Source organism: Bradyrhizobium sp. CCBAU 45321 (genome assembly GCF_028128975.1).
Lineage (GTDB): Bacteria > Pseudomonadota > Alphaproteobacteria > Rhizobiales > Xanthobacteraceae > Bradyrhizobium > Bradyrhizobium yuanmingense.
The window spans coordinates 355,102-370,607 of the sequence record NZ_LFKZ01000131.1; the positions used below are offsets into that span (position 1 = coordinate 355,102).

Genomic DNA, 15,506 nt, shown 5'->3' on the forward strand with positions numbered 1-15,506 from the left:
CCCTTTTGGGAGGACGACCTCCCTGCCCATCAGCACACCAGCCGCGGGGACGACCCTGCCTTGAATGGAGGGTCGCCATGGCCTGGAGCATCCTGTTCGTCGCCGGTCTCCTCGAGATCACCTGGGCCATTGGCCTGAAATACACCGAGGGCTTTAGCAAGCTTGTCCCGTCCGTGGTCACGCTGGTCGCCATGGCCGGCAGTGTCATCCTGCTCGGGCTCGCGCTCAAATCACTGCCGGTCGGAACCGCCTATGCGGTCTGGACCGGCATCGGCGCGGTCGGTACGGCGACGCTCGGCATGGTTCTGTTCGGCGAGCCGGCGACGGCCTTCCGCCTCGCCAGCATCGGCCTGATCGTCGCCGGCATCATCGGACTGAAGCTCGTCACCTGACGAGCTGGACCACCCACCAGGTCAGGGCGGCCACAATGGCCGAGGCCGGGATCGTGATCACCCAGGCATAGACGATGGAGCTTGCGACGTTCCAGCGCACGGCCGAGACGCGGCGGGCGGCACCGACGCCGACGATAGCGCCGGTGATGGTGTGGGTGGTCGAGACGGGAACCCCGAGATAGGTCGCCATGAACAGGGTCACCGCGCCTCCCGTCTCGGCGCAAAAGCCTTGCATGGGGGTCAATTTCGTGATGCGCAGGCCCATGGTGCGGACGATGCGCCAGCCGCCCATCAGCGTGCCCAACGCCATCGCCGCCTGGCAGGACAGCACCACCCAGAACGGCACCGAGAAGTCGCTGCCGAGATAGCCCTGCGAATAGAGCAGCACGGCGATGATGCCCATGGTCTTCTGCGCGTCGTTGCCGCCATGGCCGAGCGAATAGAGCGACGCGGAGACGAATTGCAGGATGCGGAAGGCGCGGTCGACCGCGAACGGCGTCGAGCGTACCGAGGCCCAGGACACGATCGCAACCAGCGCCATTGCGAGCAGGAAGCCAACCAGCGGCGACAGCACGATCGCCAGCGCGGTCTTGGACAGGCCGCTCCATACCGCGGCCGAAATACCGGCCTTGGCCAAGCCGCCGCCCACGAGCCCGCCGATCAGCGCGTGCGACGACGACGATGGAATGCCGAGCGCCCAGGTCACGAGGTTCCAGACGATGGCGCCGACGAGGGCTGCGAAGATCACCTGGGCGTCGACGACCGCGGGATCGATGATGCCGGTGCCGATGGTCTGGGCGACGTGCAGCCCGAACACCAGGAAGGCGATGAAATTGAAGAACGCGGCCCAGAACACCGCGAATTGCGGCCGCAGCACGCGGGTCGAGACGATGGTCGCGATCGAATTGGCGGCGTCGTGCAGGCCGTTCAGGAAATCGAACAGCAGCGCGACGGCGATCAAGCCGACCAGGACGGGAAGACCCAACGCGGCATCCACGGCGAGGCCCTACACCTGCTCGATGACGATGCTGTTGATCTCGTTCGCAACGTCATCGAAACGGTCGGCCACCTTCTCGAGATGGTCGTAGATCTCGGCCCCGACGATGAAATCCATCGCATTGCCGTCGCGGTGCTTGAGGAACAGCTCCTTCAGGCCGATGTCGTGGAGATCGTCGACCCGGCCCTCGAGATTGCCGAGCTCCTCGGTGATCGCGGTCAGCATGGCGACGTTCTTGCCGATCTCCTGCATCAGCGGCAGCGCACGGCCGACCAGATTGGCGCATTCGATCAAGAGTCCGCCGATCTCGCGCATCGGCGGCTCGAAGCTGCGCACCTCGAACAGCATCACGGCCTTGGCCGTCTGCTGCATCTGGTCGATGGCATCGTCCAGCGACGTGATCAGGTTCTTGATGTCGCCGCGGTCGAACGGGGTGATGAAGGTGCGGCGTACCGCCGTCAGCACCTCGCGGGTGATGTTGTCGGCGTCGTTCTCGAACTGGTTGACGCGCTGGCAATAGACCGGCGTCTCCTCGCCCCCCTTAAGCATGCCCTGCAACGCGACTGCGCCCTGAATCACGGTCTGGGCATGCCGATCGAACAGGTCGAAGAACCGCTCTTCCCTGGGCAGGAACGCACGAAACCATCGCATCATGGGAATAGGCTACCGGTTGGAAAATGGTCAGGCCCGCGAGGGCTGTCATAAAACTGTCATAGACCATTTTCGATCCGCGCGCGTGTCGTCTCACGCCCGCGGAGCCGGATCATCCACCGCTTTCGTGCATCAATGAAATTGATGCAATATCAGTTACTTAGAGCGAACGCCGGAAGTAATGCGCGATTTCGCCGACGACGCCGCGGCGGAAGGTGAGCACGCAGACCACGAAGATCACGCCCTGGATCACCGTCACCCACTGGCCGAAGCCCGCCAGATATTGCTGCATGGCGATGATGACGAAGGCGCCGACCACGGGACCGAAAACGGTGCCGAGCCCCCCGACCAGCGTCATCAGCACGACCTCGCCCGACATCGTCCAGTGCACGTCGGTGAGCGAAGCGTTCTGGGCCACGAACACCTTCAGCGCACCGGCAAAGCCGGCGAGCGTCCCCGACAGCACGAAGGCTAGGAACTTGTATTGGTCGGTACGGTAGCCGAGCGAGATCGCGCGCTGCTCGTTCTCGCGGATCGACTTCAGCACCTCGCCGAACGGCGAGTTGATGATGCGGAAGATCAGGAGGAAGCCGGCGAGGAAGCCGACCAGCACGACATAATACAGCACCGTCGGCTTGGACAGATCGAGCAGGCCGAACATGCGTCCCTGCGGGATGCCCTGGATGCCGTCCTCACCATGGGTGAACGGGGCCTGGAGATAGATGAAGTACAGGAGCTGCGACAGGGCCAGCGTGATCATCGAGAAATAGATGCCCTGGCGACGGATCGAGATGTAGCCGGTGACGATCGACAGCACGAACGCCGCGGCGACGCCGACGAGAATGCCGAGCTCGGGCGGCAGTGCCCAGACCTTCAGCGCATGCGCGCTGCAATAGCCGGCCGTGCCCAAGAACATCGCGTGGCCAAACGACAGCAAGCCGCCATAGCCGACCAGCAGATTGAAGGCGCAGGCGAGCAGCGCAAAGCACAGCGCCTGCATTACGAAGAAGGGGTAGACGCCCGTGAACGGCACCGCTGCGAGCAGCAGCGCCATCACAGCGAATACAATCATCTCGTCGCGCATCGCACGCGGGGTCACAGGAAGCGTGTCGTCCGTCAGGGTTGTCATCTCAGGCCGCCCTTCCCGTCAATCCCGTCGGCTTCACCAGCAGCACCAGCACCATCAGCACGAACACGACGGTGTTGGACGCCTCGGGGTAGAAATACTTGGTCAGGCCCTCGATCACGCCGAGCGCGAAGCCGGTGATGATGGAGCCCATGATCGAGCCCATGCCGCCGATCACCACCACCGCGAACACGACGATGATGAGGTCGGCGCCCATCAGCGGCCGCACCTGGTTGATCGGCGCCGAGAGCACGCCGGCGAGCGCGGCAAGGCCGACGCCGAGACCGTAAGTGAGCGTGATCATGCGCGGCACGTTGATGCCGAAGGCACGCACCAGCGTCGGATTTTCGGTGGCGGCGCGCAGGTAGGCGCCGAGCTGCGTCTTCTCGATCAAAAACCAGGTCGCAAGGCACACCGCCAGCGAGAACACGACGACCCAGCCGCGGTAGATCGGCAGGAACATGAAGCCGAGATTCATGCCGCCCCTGAGCTGGTCGGGAATGGCGTAAGGCAGGCCCGAGGAGCCGAAATAGTTCTGGAACACGCCCTGCACGATCAGCGCGATGCCGAAGGTCAGGAGCAGGCCGTAGAGATGATCGAGCCCGGTCAGCCATTGCAGCATGGTCCGCTCCAGGATCATGCCGAAGATGCCGACGATGATCGGCGCCAGCAGCAGCGCCCACCAATAGTTGATGCCGCCGAGGTTCAGCAGGAAATAGGCGACGAAAGCGCCCATCATGTAGAGCGCGCCATGGGCGAAATTGATGATGTTGAGCATGCCGAAGATGACGGCAAGCCCGAGACTGAGCAGCGCGTAGAACGAGCCGTTGATCAGTCCCACCAGTAGCTGAGCGTAGAGAGCCTGCATCGATCCCGCACCCGGTCCCTTCTATTCCTCAACAACAGGCCGGCACCGCTGCGCGCCGGCCTGTAGCGTTCACGTTACTTCTTCACCAGCGGACAGGCGCTTTCCGACAGCGGCCGGAAGGCCAGGTCGCCGGGGGTCGTGCCGATCAGCTTGTAATAGTCCCAGGGGCCCTTGGATTCCTCGGGCTTCTTGACCTCGAACAGATAGGCCGGATGCAGCTTGCGACCGTCCGCACGGATCGTTCCCTTGCCGAACAACGCATCGTCGGTCGGCATCTCCTTCATCTTGGCGACCACCTTGGCCCCGTCATGCGGATTGCCGCCCATCGCCTCCAGCGCCTTGAAATAGTGCAGCAGGCCCGAATAGACGCCGGCCTGCACCATCGAAGGCATCGCCTTGTTCTTCATGCGCTCGGAAAAGCGTTTGGAGAAGGCGCGCGTGCCGTCGTTCATGTCCCAATAGAAGGTCTCGGTGAAGTTCAAGCCCTGCGCCACCTTCAGACCAAGCGAGTGCACGTCGGTGATGAAGAGCAGCAGGCCCGCAAGCTTCTGGCCGCCCGAGACGATGCCGAACTCGGACGCCTGCTTGATGGTGTTGGTGGTGTCGCCGCCGGCATTCGCCATGCCGATGATCTTGGCTTTGGAGGCCTGCGCCTGAAGCAGGAACGACGAGAAGTCAGCGGTATTCAGGGGATGCTTGACGTTGCCGATCACCTTGCCGCCCGACTTCACCACGACCGCGGCGGTGTCGCGCTCGAGGGCATGGCCAAAGGCGTAGTCTGCGGTGAGAAAATACCAAGTGTCGCCGCCCGCCTTCACCAGCGCCTGCCCGGTACTGTTGGCCAGCATATAGGTATCATAGACCCAGTGGACCGTATTCGGCGAGCATTGCGCGTTGGTGAGATCCGACGTCGCCGCACCTGTGTTGATCAGGATGGAATTCTTCTCTTTGACGATATTGTTCACCGCCAGCGCAACGCCGGAGTTCAGGACATCCATGAAGATGTCGACCTTCTCGACGTCGATCCATTGCCGAGCAATCGTGGAGCCGATGTCGGGCTTGTTCTGATGGTCGGCGGAGATCAGGTCGAGCTTCCAGCCCTTGGCAGCGAGCCCGGAATCCTCGATCGCCATCTGTGCGGCGACGGTCGAGCCGGCGCCACCGAGATCGGCATAAAGTCCTGAATTGTCGGTCAGCACGCCGATCTTGATGTTCTTGTCCTGCGCGACCGCGCCGCCTGCCGCGCCGAGCGCCAGGGCCGTCCCGAGCAACATTGCCGAAATGCTGTGCTTCATAATCCGACCTCCCAATATTCCTTTGATAGTTACTCTCGATCGTTCGGCCTGCTCGGCTACACGCCGAGATAGGTGTGGAGCTTGTCCATGTTGGCGGCAAGCTCCGAATTGGAAAACCCGTCAATGATCTTGCCGTGCTCGACCACGTAGTAGCGGTCGGCGACGGTGGAGGCGAAGCGGAAGTTCTGCTCGACCAGGAGGATGGTGAAGCCCTCCTTCTTGAGCCGCGCAATGGTATGGCCGATCTGCTGGATGATGACGGGTGCAAGACCCTCGGTCGGCTCGTCCAGCATCAGGAAGCTCGCGCCAGTGCGCAGGATGCGCGCGATCGCCAGCATCTGCTGCTCGCCGCCCGACAGCTTGGTGCCCTGGCTGTTCAGCCGCTCCTTCAGGTTCGGGAACAGCTCGAAGATTTGGTCGAGCGGCAAACCGCCTTCGCGGACCACCGGCGGCAGCATCAAATTCTCGCGCACGTCGAGGCTGGAGAATATGCCCCGCTCTTCCGGACAGAAGGCGACGCCCATGCGCGCGATCTTGTCGGAGGTCGCGCGGATGATCTCCTGGTTGTTGAACTTCACCGAGCCGGTGCGCTTGCCGATGATGCCCATGATCGACTTCAGCGTCGTCGTCTTGCCGGCGCCGTTGCGCCCGAGCAGGGTGACGACCTCGCCCGCGTTCACGTCGAAGTTGATCCCGTGCAGGATGTGAGACTCGCCGTACCAGGCTTCCAGGTTGCGGACTTGCAGGATGTTCCCGCCCGTCGCAGCCCTGGCCGGAGCCTCGGCGATCGCAGTGTCAGGCATGACCGGCTCCCAGGTAAGCTTCCTTGACGCGCTCGTCCTTGGTGAGCTCGGAGTAATGGCCCTGCGCGAGCACCTGCCCGCGCGTCAGCACGGTGATGATGTCAGAGAGGTTGGCCACGACGCTCAAGTTATGCTCGACCATCAGGATGGTGTATTTCGCGGAGATACGCTTGATCAGCGCCGCGATCTTGTCGATGTCTTCGTGGCCCATGCCGGCCATCGGCTCGTCGAGCAGCATCATCTCGGGGTCGAGCGCCAGCGTGGTTGCGATCTCGAGCGCGCGCTTGCGTCCATAGGGCATCTCGACCGCCGGCGTGTTTGCAAACTCGCTGAGGCCGACATCGTTGAGCAGCTCGCGGGCGCGATCGTTGAAGCGGTTGAGCACGGTCTTGGAGCGCCAGAAATCGAACGAGGAGCCATGCTGGCGCTGCAGCGCGACACGGACGTTCTCGAGCGCGGTGAGATGGGGAAACACCGCCGAAATCTGGAACGAACGGACCAGCCCCATGCGGGCCACATCCGCCGGCGCCATCGCGGTGATGTCCTGCCCCTTGTACAGGATTTTCCCGGCCGACGGCTTGAGGAACTTGGTCAGGAGATTGAAGCAGGTCGTCTTGCCGGCCCCGTTCGGGCCGATCAACGCATGAATGCTCCCACGGCGAACCTTGAGCGCAACGTCGCGGACGGCGAAGAAGCCCGCGAACTCCTTGGTCAAGCCTTCCGTTTCGAGAATGAACTCATCGGCCAAACAGTTTTCCCCCTGCCCGCGCGCGGCGCTGTCCTTGTTGCTTCGGCTGTCCGGAGGACTTGCAGCCCACCGGGGCGCCGCCTCCGGGCGCGGAATATGCCGGAGGTGACGGGGGTTAGGCAAGGCGGAAAGCTGAGCAGGTCAGGCCTCCGGCCGGGGGCCAAATGCTCCCTTAGTCGCAGAGGTCGATGTCGTGCCTGCCCGGCCTTTCCGGTTCGCAAGGCACCGGCCATCAAGCTGTCGTTAACGGTCTTTCGTCTCCCGCGCCAGCCTTCATCGAAAATTTTCCCGCAGGCCTGATCATCCCGGGGTTTTCACGCGCGGAGAATATTGTCTTGGATTTTGCAAGCGCGGCTCCCTCCGTCGTCAAGTCGATCCGCCAGCGTGATCTCCTCAACACGTGGCTGCGACTTTATGCGCTCCAGAAGATCGCTCCGTCGATCTGGGAGTATCAGCCCGCGCGGCTCGAGGAGGAGCTGTTGGAGCTCATCTACTATACGGTGGAGCTTTCGACGCCGACGCCGCGCCTCGTCATCCAGAGCGAGGGCACCCGCATCTCGCGCGCCTATGGGCATACCGGAAAAGGCGTTTCGCTCGATGATTACGTCGGACCGCGGCTCGCGCCGCACGTGGTGCCGATCTATCATGAATGCGTCGCGCGCGGCCTTCCGGTCTACAGCGTTGCCGACGTCGACGACACCTATGGCCGCATCGTCGCGTATGAGCGGCTGCTGCTGCCGTTCCTGACCGACGGCAGGGTCAGCCACGTCATCGCGTCAGTAAAGACCTTCTGCGAGGACGGCGGCTTCGAGATCAAGAATCTGATGCGCGGAAATGACGCGCTGCCGCGCCCGAAGCTGCGGGCCGTGATCGATCGCGAGCTGTTTCATCGCGCCCCCGGCCGCATCGCACCCGCCGATCCGGTCGAGTTCTCGGACCAGCCGGGCCCCGCCATCTCCAACGAGATCATTGAGCTGAACTAGCCGTCAGCGCGCCTTGCCGCCGACCTCCTTGGCATAGATATCCGGCTTGAAGCCGACCAACAGCTTGCCGCCGATTTCGAGCACCGGCCGCTTGATCATCGATGGTTGCGCTAGCATCAAGGCCAGCGCCTTCTTCTCGGTGAGGCCTTCCTTGTCGGAGTCGGGCAGCTTCTTGAAGGTCGTCCCGGCGCGATTGAGCAGGGTCTCCCAACCGACCTTGTCGCTCCACTGCTTCAGCCTGTCCTTCTCGACACCCGCCGCCTTGTAGTCGTGAAACGCGTAAGCCACGCCATGGCCATCGAGCCAGGCGCGGGCCTTCTTCATGGTGTCGCAGTTCTTGATGCCGTAGATGATGGTGGGCAAGACGGTCCTCGCGCATGGCGTAGCGGTGATGTGCGTGGCGTTGTACGAAACTCCGCGTCGCGCGACAATGTCGCGAGACGCGTCACCCCACCGAACGGACATCCCATGCACGTCACCCACGATCCCGCAGCGGCGGCCGCACCGACCATCGACTTCGACACTTTCCTCGCGGTCGACGTCCGTGTCGGCACCATCGTCGACGCCAAACCGTTTCCGGAAGCGCGCAAGCCGGCCTGGCGGCTGTGGATCGATTTCGGCCCCGCCATCGGCGTGCGCAAGAGCTCGGCCCAGATCACCGAAAACCACCCGCTCGAAAGTCTCGTGGGCCAACAGGTCGCGGCCGTCGTCAATTTCCCGCCGCGCCAGATCGGCCCGGTCGTCTCCGAGGTGCTGACGCTCGGCTTCCCCGATGCCGACGGCAAGGTCGTGCTGGTGCAGCCGAGCAAGCCGGTGCCGAACGGCGGACGGCTGTTCTAGCCTCAGGGTCTTGTCAGAGCCTTGCCGGAATGTTCAGCCCGCGCTGCACCGCCGGGCGCGCAAGCCCGCGCTCGAGCCAGGCGCCGACCGCGCTGAACTGACTGAACTCGACGAGATCGCCGGCGCCGTAGAAGCCGATGAGATTGCGCACCCAGCCGAGCATGGAGATGTCGGCGACGGTGAAGTCGTCATCCATGAACCATTGCCGGCCGGCGAGATGCGCCTCCATCACGCCGAGCAGGCGCTTGGACTCGCCCACGTAGCGTTCCAGCGGCCGCTTGTCCTCGTAATCCTTGCCGGCGAATTTGTGGAAGAAGCCGACCTGGCCGAACATCGGCCCGACGCCGCCCATCTGGAAGTGCAGCCATTGCAGTGTCTGGTAGCGCCGCGCGGCATGCTGCGGCAACAGCTTGCCCATCTTCTCCGCGAGATATTGCAGGATCGCGCCGGACTCGAACAGCGCCAATGGTTTCCTGTCGCGGGGACCGTTGGGATCGAGGATCGCCGGAATCTTGCCGTTGGGATTGAGCGAGAGGAATTCGGGCGTCTTTTGGTCGTCCTTGCCGAAGTCGACAAGATGCGCTTCGTAAGGAAGCTCGATCTCCTCCAGCATGATCGAAACCTTGACGCCGTTCGGCGTCGGCAGCGAATAGAGCTGAAGTAATTCCGGATGCTTGGGTGGCCAGCGCCTGGTGATCGGAAAGACTGACAGACGGTCCCAGTTGGGGACAGGAATGGAGGACATATCGGACATCGGGACCTTGGGTGCATGGACTGAGGCGTGCTCAATCTAGGCAAGATACCGCACCGCGCAAGTCACTTCCGGCTGTGCTAAGGCGGCAGTGTCGCCACCGCCACGAACGGGGGCATTGCTTCATACTGCAGCCGAGACTCGATGAACCGTTGACCCGTGATCAGCAGCAGGGCCGTAAAGGCGATCGCGAGCATCGCGGTCGCCAATTGGCACACGTCGTACATGGTATTTTATATCCCTCGACAGCCTCGGGCATAGAACGTCGGCTCAGGCGCCACGTTCCAGACGGCAACAAAATATTGCTATTTTTTCCCGATCTCGCTGCGACGGCATCGCTCTGTTCCGGCGGCTCCCAAAGGGACCAATGGCCGCCTCGCGCGTTGTCGCTCGATGAACATCGAGAAACGCGCCCTGCTCGACCACGCCGAACGCTGTCGCCGCGTCGCGAACGATCTCACGCACAGCAAAGCCGCGCAGCGGTTGCGGGCGATGGCCGACGAGTACGAAGCGCGAGCAACAAGACTGGACGAAGACGTCCGCTCGACGCCAAGCCGCAATAGTCGCTGCCAGCTGGAAGGTAAAGGCGAGCGGCAGGGCTGATCGCCTTCAGAAGTTGATCTCCATCCGTAGTCCGCGCGTATCGGCCGTGCCGTCACCAACGGATTGCGTGCTGTCGCGCGCTGCGACGGCGCAGGCACAGGCGTCGATGAGATCGTCGCGACCGATCCCGGTGCCGTGGCGAAGCGTGAGCCATCTCTCGACCTCAGTGAAGCCGCGGCCTCTCAAAAGCGCGATACGCTGTTCTCGCCCGCGCGGCGAGGTCTTCGGTTCGAGCCGCACGCGCCCTGCCAGATTCCAGAAGATCAATTCCGGATGCGCCTCGCCGATCGTCGCCTGCCGCGCCGGCGTCATGGCCTCGTCGACCTCCCTCATCTTGTCCCTGATATTCCACAGCTGCGCCGACACGCCCCTGCCCTCGCCTTCGTGCGTCCAGTAATGGCGATTGGCCGCCGCCATGTCCTGGAACGTCCAGAGGTCGCGGCGCGCGCCGAGAAACACGGCTGGGCCGATCAGTTCGCGTGCGCGCAAATCGCAGGCGCGGTAGCCGCTCGTGTTCAGTCCGATCGGCATGTCGACCATCGCGCGGGCGTGCGGGATTGCGAGCAGACGCATCAGGCTTGGCGAATAATCGAAGCCTTGATCGCCGCGCTCATCGATCCACGCTGCGACCCAGCCAAAGCGAAATCCGTCGAGCCCCAGATAGTTTTTGCAAGTCATGCGTCCGTCAATTTCAGTTTCCGCGCGCGTCTCGCTTGACATCCGCAAGTTGCGGGCGTATGTCCCGCGCCCTCGCAAGCACTTCCGTTTGCGACAGACACCATGAACCGAGCGATGTCGCACCGCTACGAAAGAATTGTCCGCATGCCGAATAGCCCAAAGCTGTTCGATTGCGCATACCCGGCTCATGGGAGCGATCTTGCCTGACCGCGAGATCGACAGTCCGCTTCTCACGGACCCTCCCGAGCCTGCCGCTCCGGAGGGTTTTTTGTTGCCCGCCGCGCGGCCCCACCGAACATCCCGGCAATGGCCGGAACGAGAGACCCGGATCTCGGGGCTCGCGCTGAGAAGGCGCGTGCCCAAGTGCGCGGGGCCTGCCGGAGGGAACGAGGCGATGAGCCGGACACCGATGGCAGAGCGAACCCAGAGGTTCGCAAGATGCGGCGCGTCGACAGCGCCGCGATCGAATTTTTGTAACTCGGTTTGCCGTGAGGGATCGCGGCTCAACCGACGCTGGTGGTGAAGATGTCGGATACTTCTCCACACGGCACAGCGGGTATGCCTCCCGCCTTTGACACACGCACCGGGATGCGGCCTCGGAAAAGGTACGCACGCGGCCCGGCGCAGGATCCGTCCGTGGAGGGCGGGAGACTGTGTTGTCGTCACTGAAAGCCGATATCGCCCGTTCCCCAGCGTACCCATCAAAGGCCGATGCGAGAGCATCGGTCAGGCGGTGGTGAACATGTCTGTTACTTCGTCAGTAAAACGACCGCCCGCAAGGGCAGCAACAGCATCGCCCGTTCCCCGCCAACCCCATCACGATCCGTGGTGAAGATTTCTGTTACTTCGCCTGCAACGCGAGAGGTCGCGGGTTCGAATCCCGCCCGGTGTCCCATGCACCGGTAGCTCAGAGGATAGAGCGCTTTCCGGCGAGCTTCGGCTCGTCGGGTACAGCAATCGCCCGTTCCCGGATCGTGTCCCTTAGCCACCGCCGGTGGTGAAGAGCGCTGTTACTTCGGTGTCGGAGGTTCAAATCCTCCCGGACGAAAGTCCGTAGCTCAGTGGGTAGAGCACGAACAGCCTCGCCTGTTCCCCGGCACCCCTTTTCATTCGCCCATCAACCCAAGAGGAGGCCATCATGGTCAGGCTCAACAAGATCGTTCGCGCCCTCACGCGGGAGGGTGCGCGCGCTGTGCGCTTCACCCCGGAGATGGAGCTGAAGCGCGCGCTGATGAACTGCCTCCTGTGGGAGGACCAGTTCTACGAGGACGGCGTTGCGATTGCCGACCGCATCAAGGCCCTCGTGCCCGAGGTCGCGCCGGAGCGCGTCGCGCAGCTCGCAATCGAGGCCCGCGAGGTGATGAAGCTGCGGCACGCACCGCTGCTCGTCATCCGCGAGATGGCGCGCAGCGAGAAGCACCGCACCCTCGTTGCCGACACGCTCGCCCAGGTGATCCAGCGTCCCGACGAGATGACGGAGCTGCTCGCGATCTACTGGGCGGATGCGCTGGGGCCGATGCAGCAGCGCAAGCGCCAGCCGGTCTCGGCGCAGGTGAAGAAGGGTCTTGCCCGCGCGCTGACCAAGTTCGACGCCTATCAGCTCGCCAAGTGGGACCGCGACGGCGCGGTGCGGATCAGGGACGTTCTGTTCCTGGTGCACGCCAAGCCGAAAGACGCCGATCAGGCGAAGGTGTGGAAGCAGCTCGTCGATGGCGAGCTCGCCTCCCCCGACACCTGGGAGGTTTCGCTCTCGGCCGGCAAGAACAAGCGCGAGACCTTCGAGCGGCTGATCGCCGAGCGAAAGCTCGGCGGCCTGGCGCTACTGCGCAATCTGCGCCTGATGCAGAACGCGCAGGTCCCGCGCGAGACCATCGCAGGCGCGATCGAGGCGATGCGGACGGATCGTATCCTTCCCTATCGCTTCATCACGGCGGCGCGCTATGCGCCGGACTTCGAGCCTGAGCTCGAGGCTGCGATGCTCAAGTCGGTCAAGGACCATGTGCGGCTCCCGGACCGGACCCGGCTCCTGATCGACGTGTCGGGCTCGATGTTCGCAACGCTCTCCGCGCAGTCGGAAATGACGCGCGCTGAGGCGGCTTGTGGCCTTGCCATCCTGGCGCGCGAGATCTGCGACGAGGTCGAGATCTTCACCTTCTCCAACGAGGTCGTGAAGGTCCCTCCCCGCCGCGGTTTCGCGCTGCGGGATGCGATCATCAACTCGCAGCCGCATGGCGGAACCTATCTCGGCAAGGCGGTGACGGAGATCGACCGCAAGGGCGATCGCCTCATCGTCTTCACCGACGAGCAGAGCCACGACCAGGTGCCCGAGCCCAAGGCGCGCGGCACGATCGTCAACGTGGCCTCGTATCAGCACGGTGTCGGTCATGGCGCCTGGACCCGCGTCAACGGCTTCTCCGAGGCCGTGGTCGCGTGGATCGCGGCGTCGGAGACGGCGTTGAACTGATGCGCAACGACAACGGCCCCGGACGCGAGATGCGCCCGGGGTCAGCGAAATTTCTGAAATGATCCGCCCGCCCCGTTATGGTGCGCGCGGAATGACAAGGATCTCGGACCATGCGACGACCCGATCCCTACATGGAACGCGCCCGCGAGCTCTGCCTCGCCGCCGGTGTCGATCCCGACTCGCGCGTCGGCGAAGGACGCGGCCAGCCGGCCTGGTGCTTGTACAAGGACGCAGCGCGCAAGGAGCATCTTGCCCGCGAAGCTAATGCCACCGCGAGCTCGATTGCCGCGTTCCGAACGCAGGACGCCCGCTTCCAGAATGCGCCGCTGAAGGTGTTCGGCCCGCATGAGGAGGCGACGATTGCGCAGATGCGCAATTGCATGGCGATCGGCAACGTCGTCTCCGGCGTGATCTGCGCCGACGGCCATCTCGGCTACGCCCAGCCGGTCGGCGGGGTCATCGCCTATGAGAAGCAGATCAGCATCTCCGGCGTCGGCTTCGACATCGGCTGCGGCAACATGGCGGCTCGGCTCGACACGCGCTTCGACGACATCGCGGGGATCGCTCCCACGATCATCCGCGACGTCGCCAAGGTGATCTCGTTCGGCGTCGGCCGTGCCAACGCGGAACGGGCCGAGCACGACCTGTTCGACGACGGCGACGCCTGGCGCGAGAGCGACATGGAGGACTACCGCCAGAAGGCGGTGAAGCAGCTCGGCACGGTCGGATCGGGCAACCACTATGTCGACCTCATGCGCGACGAGGAAGGCTTCGTCTGGATCGGCGTCCACTTCGGAAGCCGCGGCCTCGGACACACCTCCGCGACGCGCTACCTCAAGGCCGCCGGCGGCAAGGACGGCATGAACGTCCCGCCCGCCGTGGTCGACGAGGACAGCGAGCTCGGCCGCCGCTACATCGCGGCGATGCAGCTCGCCGGGCGTTATGCCTATGCAGCCGCGAGTGGGTCGTCGAGCGCGTCCGCCAGATCATCGGCGGCAGCGTCACCGAGAGCGTGCACAACCACCACAATTATGCCTGGCGTGAGACCCACGACGGCAAGGATTTGTGGGTGGTGCGCAAGGGCGCGACGCCGGCGTTTCCCGGCCAGAAGGGGTTCGTCGGCGGCTCTATGGGCGACGACGCCGTCATCCTCGAAGGCGTCGACAGCCCGGAAGCCAAGGCCTCGCTCTACTCGACCGTACACGGCGCCGGCCGCCTGTTCGGACGACGCGAGGCGAAGCGGCGCTTCTCGCGCGAGGAGATGGACCGCTGGCTGAACGAGCGCGGCGTCACCTTGATCGGTGCTGACCTCGACGAGAGCCCGATGGCCTATCGCCGCCTGCCGGACGTGCTGGCGCAGCATGCCGGCACCGTGCGCGTGCTGCACACGCTACGGCCGTTCGCCGTCGCCATGGCCGGCGAAGGCGAGTTCGATCCTTGGAAGGACTAAAGCGAAGCCGTGGGCGGGAGGCGACGTCTCCCGCCCACGTCACTCCATTTTTTTCCTTTGAATCCGGTCGTCTCTCATCTCGTCAGATATTCGCGCATCAAGGCGCGGGCGCGATGCAGCCGCGCCTTCACGGTCTGCCTGCTCGCGCCGAGCGTGGCGGCAATCTCGTCGATCGTCATTTCCTTGACGTCGCGCATCAGCGCGACATCGCGATAGTGCGGCGGCAGAGCCTCGAAGGCCGCGGCGACGTCGAGCCGCAGATCGGCCTCGGGGCGCAACAGCAGTGCGGCCTCCGCCTCGGCGCCATCGACCACCGGCACAAGGCCGGTCCGGCGCGCGAGCCGCAGGCATTCGCGCCGGACCACGCTGAACAGCCAGGCCGACAATGCCAGCAGCGAACGAATGGTGCCGACGTGGCGGAACAGGATCCACAGCGCCTCCTGCGTCGCATCCTCGGCGTCCGCCGAGCTGCGGCAGGTCGCGCGCGCATAGCGACGGATGTCCGGCTGCGTCGTCTCGAGCAGACGCGCAATCGCCTCGGCATCGCCGAGCCGCGCGGCCTCGAAAAGATTTGGCGAGATCGCCGCCGCGCTCACGACATCCCTCCCTTGCCGATGCCTGCCATCGCGCACATCGGGCAATAACCGACAAGACCGGTCAGTGCGAAACCGGCGCCACCGAGCGCGACCAGCCATGCCGTCGCGCCGGCAAGATAAACGAACGCCGCAGCCGCCACCGCAATCCCCAGGACGACCCGCACCGCCTGATGCAGTCCGCCGATGTTCTTTCGATAGAATCCCATCACATCCTCCGATATGGGCCGAGACCGATTGCCTCGACCAACAAGAGGACGCGAC

19 protein-coding genes, 1 tRNA gene and 1 pseudogene are annotated in these 15,506 nt (G+C 64.0%); 8 read left to right on the plus strand and 13 right to left on the minus strand.

Annotated features, from left to right (window positions below; genetic code table 11):
• The first annotated feature begins 77 nt into the window (after positions 1-77).
• Complete coding sequence (sugE, locus tag ACM43_RS37235; RefSeq protein ID WP_157284551.1) at positions 78-392, plus strand: quaternary ammonium compound efflux SMR transporter SugE; 315 nt, start codon at positions 78-80, stop codon at positions 390-392.
• Here sugE and ACM43_RS37240 read toward each other — a convergent pair.
• The 7 genes from ACM43_RS37240 to ACM43_RS37270 form a co-directional block, all read right to left on the minus strand.
• Positions 385-1,389, minus strand: a complete 1,005-nt coding sequence (locus tag ACM43_RS37240; protein ID WP_271547091.1) for an inorganic phosphate transporter — start codon at positions 1,387-1,389, stop codon at positions 385-387. The two genes, sugE and ACM43_RS37240, sit on opposite strands and share 8 nt — an antisense overlap.
• A 9-nt stretch (positions 1,390-1,398) precedes the next feature.
• Positions 1,399-2,043: a DUF47 domain-containing protein gene (locus ACM43_RS37245; RefSeq protein WP_157284549.1), complete on the minus strand. Its 645-nt coding sequence runs from the start codon at positions 2,041-2,043 to the stop codon at positions 1,399-1,401.
• A gap of 157 nt (positions 2,044-2,200) precedes the next feature.
• A complete protein-coding gene (locus ACM43_RS37250) occupies positions 2,201-3,169 on the minus strand; it encodes a branched-chain amino acid ABC transporter permease (protein WP_271547093.1) in 969 nt (322 codons plus the stop codon).
• Between the two features lies 1 nt (position 3,170).
• Complete coding sequence (locus ACM43_RS37255) at positions 3,171-4,034, minus strand: branched-chain amino acid ABC transporter permease (protein WP_036000843.1); 864 nt, start codon at positions 4,032-4,034, stop codon at positions 3,171-3,173.
• A 74-nt stretch (positions 4,035-4,108) separates the two neighbouring features.
• Entirely contained in the window at positions 4,109-5,329 is a 1,221-nt protein-coding gene (locus tag ACM43_RS37260; RefSeq protein ID WP_036000846.1) for an ABC transporter substrate-binding protein, read from the minus strand.
• A gap of 56 nt (positions 5,330-5,385) precedes the next feature.
• Positions 5,386-6,132, minus strand: a complete 747-nt coding sequence (locus ACM43_RS37265) for an ABC transporter ATP-binding protein (protein WP_036022650.1) — start codon at positions 6,130-6,132, stop codon at positions 5,386-5,388.
• Positions 6,125-6,880, minus strand: a complete 756-nt coding sequence (locus ACM43_RS37270) for an ABC transporter ATP-binding protein (protein WP_197958268.1) — start codon at positions 6,878-6,880, stop codon at positions 6,125-6,127. Before ACM43_RS37270 ends, ACM43_RS37265 begins: the two co-directional genes overlap by 8 nt.
• Before the next feature lie 335 nt (positions 6,881-7,215).
• On the opposite strand from ACM43_RS37270, the gene ACM43_RS37275 reads away from it, so the two are divergent.
• Positions 7,216-7,863, plus strand: coding sequence for a hypothetical protein (locus ACM43_RS37275; protein ID WP_271547095.1), 648 nt, complete (start codon positions 7,216-7,218; stop codon positions 7,861-7,863).
• A gap of 3 nt (positions 7,864-7,866) precedes the next feature.
• On the opposite strand, the gene ACM43_RS37280 is transcribed toward ACM43_RS37275, so the two are convergent.
• A complete protein-coding gene (locus tag ACM43_RS37280) occupies positions 7,867-8,226 on the minus strand; it encodes an ArsC family reductase (RefSeq protein WP_036000881.1) in 360 nt (119 codons plus the stop codon).
• A gap of 105 nt (positions 8,227-8,331) precedes the next feature.
• On the opposite strand from ACM43_RS37280, the gene ACM43_RS37285 reads away from it, so the two are divergent.
• Complete coding sequence (locus ACM43_RS37285; protein ID WP_057028941.1) at positions 8,332-8,703, plus strand: tRNA-binding protein; 372 nt, start codon at positions 8,332-8,334, stop codon at positions 8,701-8,703.
• 13 nt (positions 8,704-8,716) lie between these two features.
• Here ACM43_RS37285 and ACM43_RS37290 read toward each other — a convergent pair whose 3' ends face one another.
• Complete coding sequence (locus ACM43_RS37290) at positions 8,717-9,448, minus strand: glutathione S-transferase family protein (RefSeq protein WP_271547096.1); 732 nt, start codon at positions 9,446-9,448, stop codon at positions 8,717-8,719.
• Positions 9,449-9,534: 86 nt separating this feature from the next.
• Complete coding sequence (locus ACM43_RS37295; protein ID WP_271547097.1) at positions 9,535-9,681, minus strand: hypothetical protein; 147 nt, start codon at positions 9,679-9,681, stop codon at positions 9,535-9,537.
• 166 nt (positions 9,682-9,847) lie between these two features.
• Between ACM43_RS37295 and ACM43_RS37300 the strand changes: the two genes are divergently transcribed.
• The gene (locus tag ACM43_RS37300) at positions 9,848-10,057 is read left to right on the plus strand and encodes a hypothetical protein (protein ID WP_271547098.1); all 210 of its coding nucleotides are present in this window, start codon (positions 9,848-9,850) and stop codon (positions 10,055-10,057) included.
• 6 nt (positions 10,058-10,063) lie between these two features.
• On the opposite strand, the gene ACM43_RS37305 is transcribed toward ACM43_RS37300, so the two are convergent.
• Positions 10,064-10,735 (minus strand): DUF429 domain-containing protein, encoded by a 672-nt coding sequence (locus ACM43_RS37305; RefSeq protein ID WP_271547099.1) that lies wholly within the window; start codon positions 10,733-10,735, stop codon positions 10,064-10,066.
• 899 nt (positions 10,736-11,634) lie between these two features.
• Here ACM43_RS37305 and ACM43_RS37310 point away from each other — a divergent pair.
• The 4 genes and pseudogenes from ACM43_RS37310 to ACM43_RS37325 all read left to right on the plus strand — a co-directional run bounded on the left by ACM43_RS37310 (position 11,635) and on the right by ACM43_RS37325 (position 14,649).
• Positions 11,635-11,783: transfer RNA gene (locus ACM43_RS37310), tRNA-OTHER, on the plus strand.
• 90 nt (positions 11,784-11,873) lie between these two features.
• A complete protein-coding gene (locus tag ACM43_RS37315; protein ID WP_271547100.1) occupies positions 11,874-13,199 on the plus strand; it encodes a TROVE domain-containing protein in 1,326 nt (441 codons plus the stop codon).
• Positions 13,200-13,579: 380 nt separating this feature from the next.
• A pseudogene (locus ACM43_RS37320) lies at positions 13,580-14,092 on the plus strand (RtcB family protein); the annotation flags it as partial.
• Between the two features lie 119 nt (positions 14,093-14,211).
• Positions 14,212-14,649 carry an RtcB family protein gene (locus ACM43_RS37325; protein ID WP_271547101.1) on the plus strand — a complete coding sequence of 146 codons (438 nt, stop codon included), beginning with the start codon at positions 14,212-14,214 and terminating at the stop codon, positions 14,647-14,649.
• A gap of 74 nt (positions 14,650-14,723) precedes the next feature.
• Here the strand turns inward: ACM43_RS37325 and ACM43_RS37330 are convergent, their stop codons facing one another.
• Both ACM43_RS37330 and ACM43_RS37335 read right to left on the minus strand, forming a co-directional pair.
• Positions 14,724-15,245, minus strand: a complete 522-nt coding sequence (locus ACM43_RS37330) for an RNA polymerase sigma factor (protein ID WP_271547102.1) — start codon at positions 15,243-15,245, stop codon at positions 14,724-14,726.
• Positions 15,242-15,451 (minus strand): YgaP family membrane protein, encoded by a 210-nt coding sequence (locus ACM43_RS37335; protein ID WP_197958279.1) that lies wholly within the window; start codon positions 15,449-15,451, stop codon positions 15,242-15,244. The genes ACM43_RS37330 and ACM43_RS37335 overlap by 4 nt, the downstream gene beginning before the upstream one ends.
• Positions 15,452-15,506 lie beyond the last annotated feature (55 nt).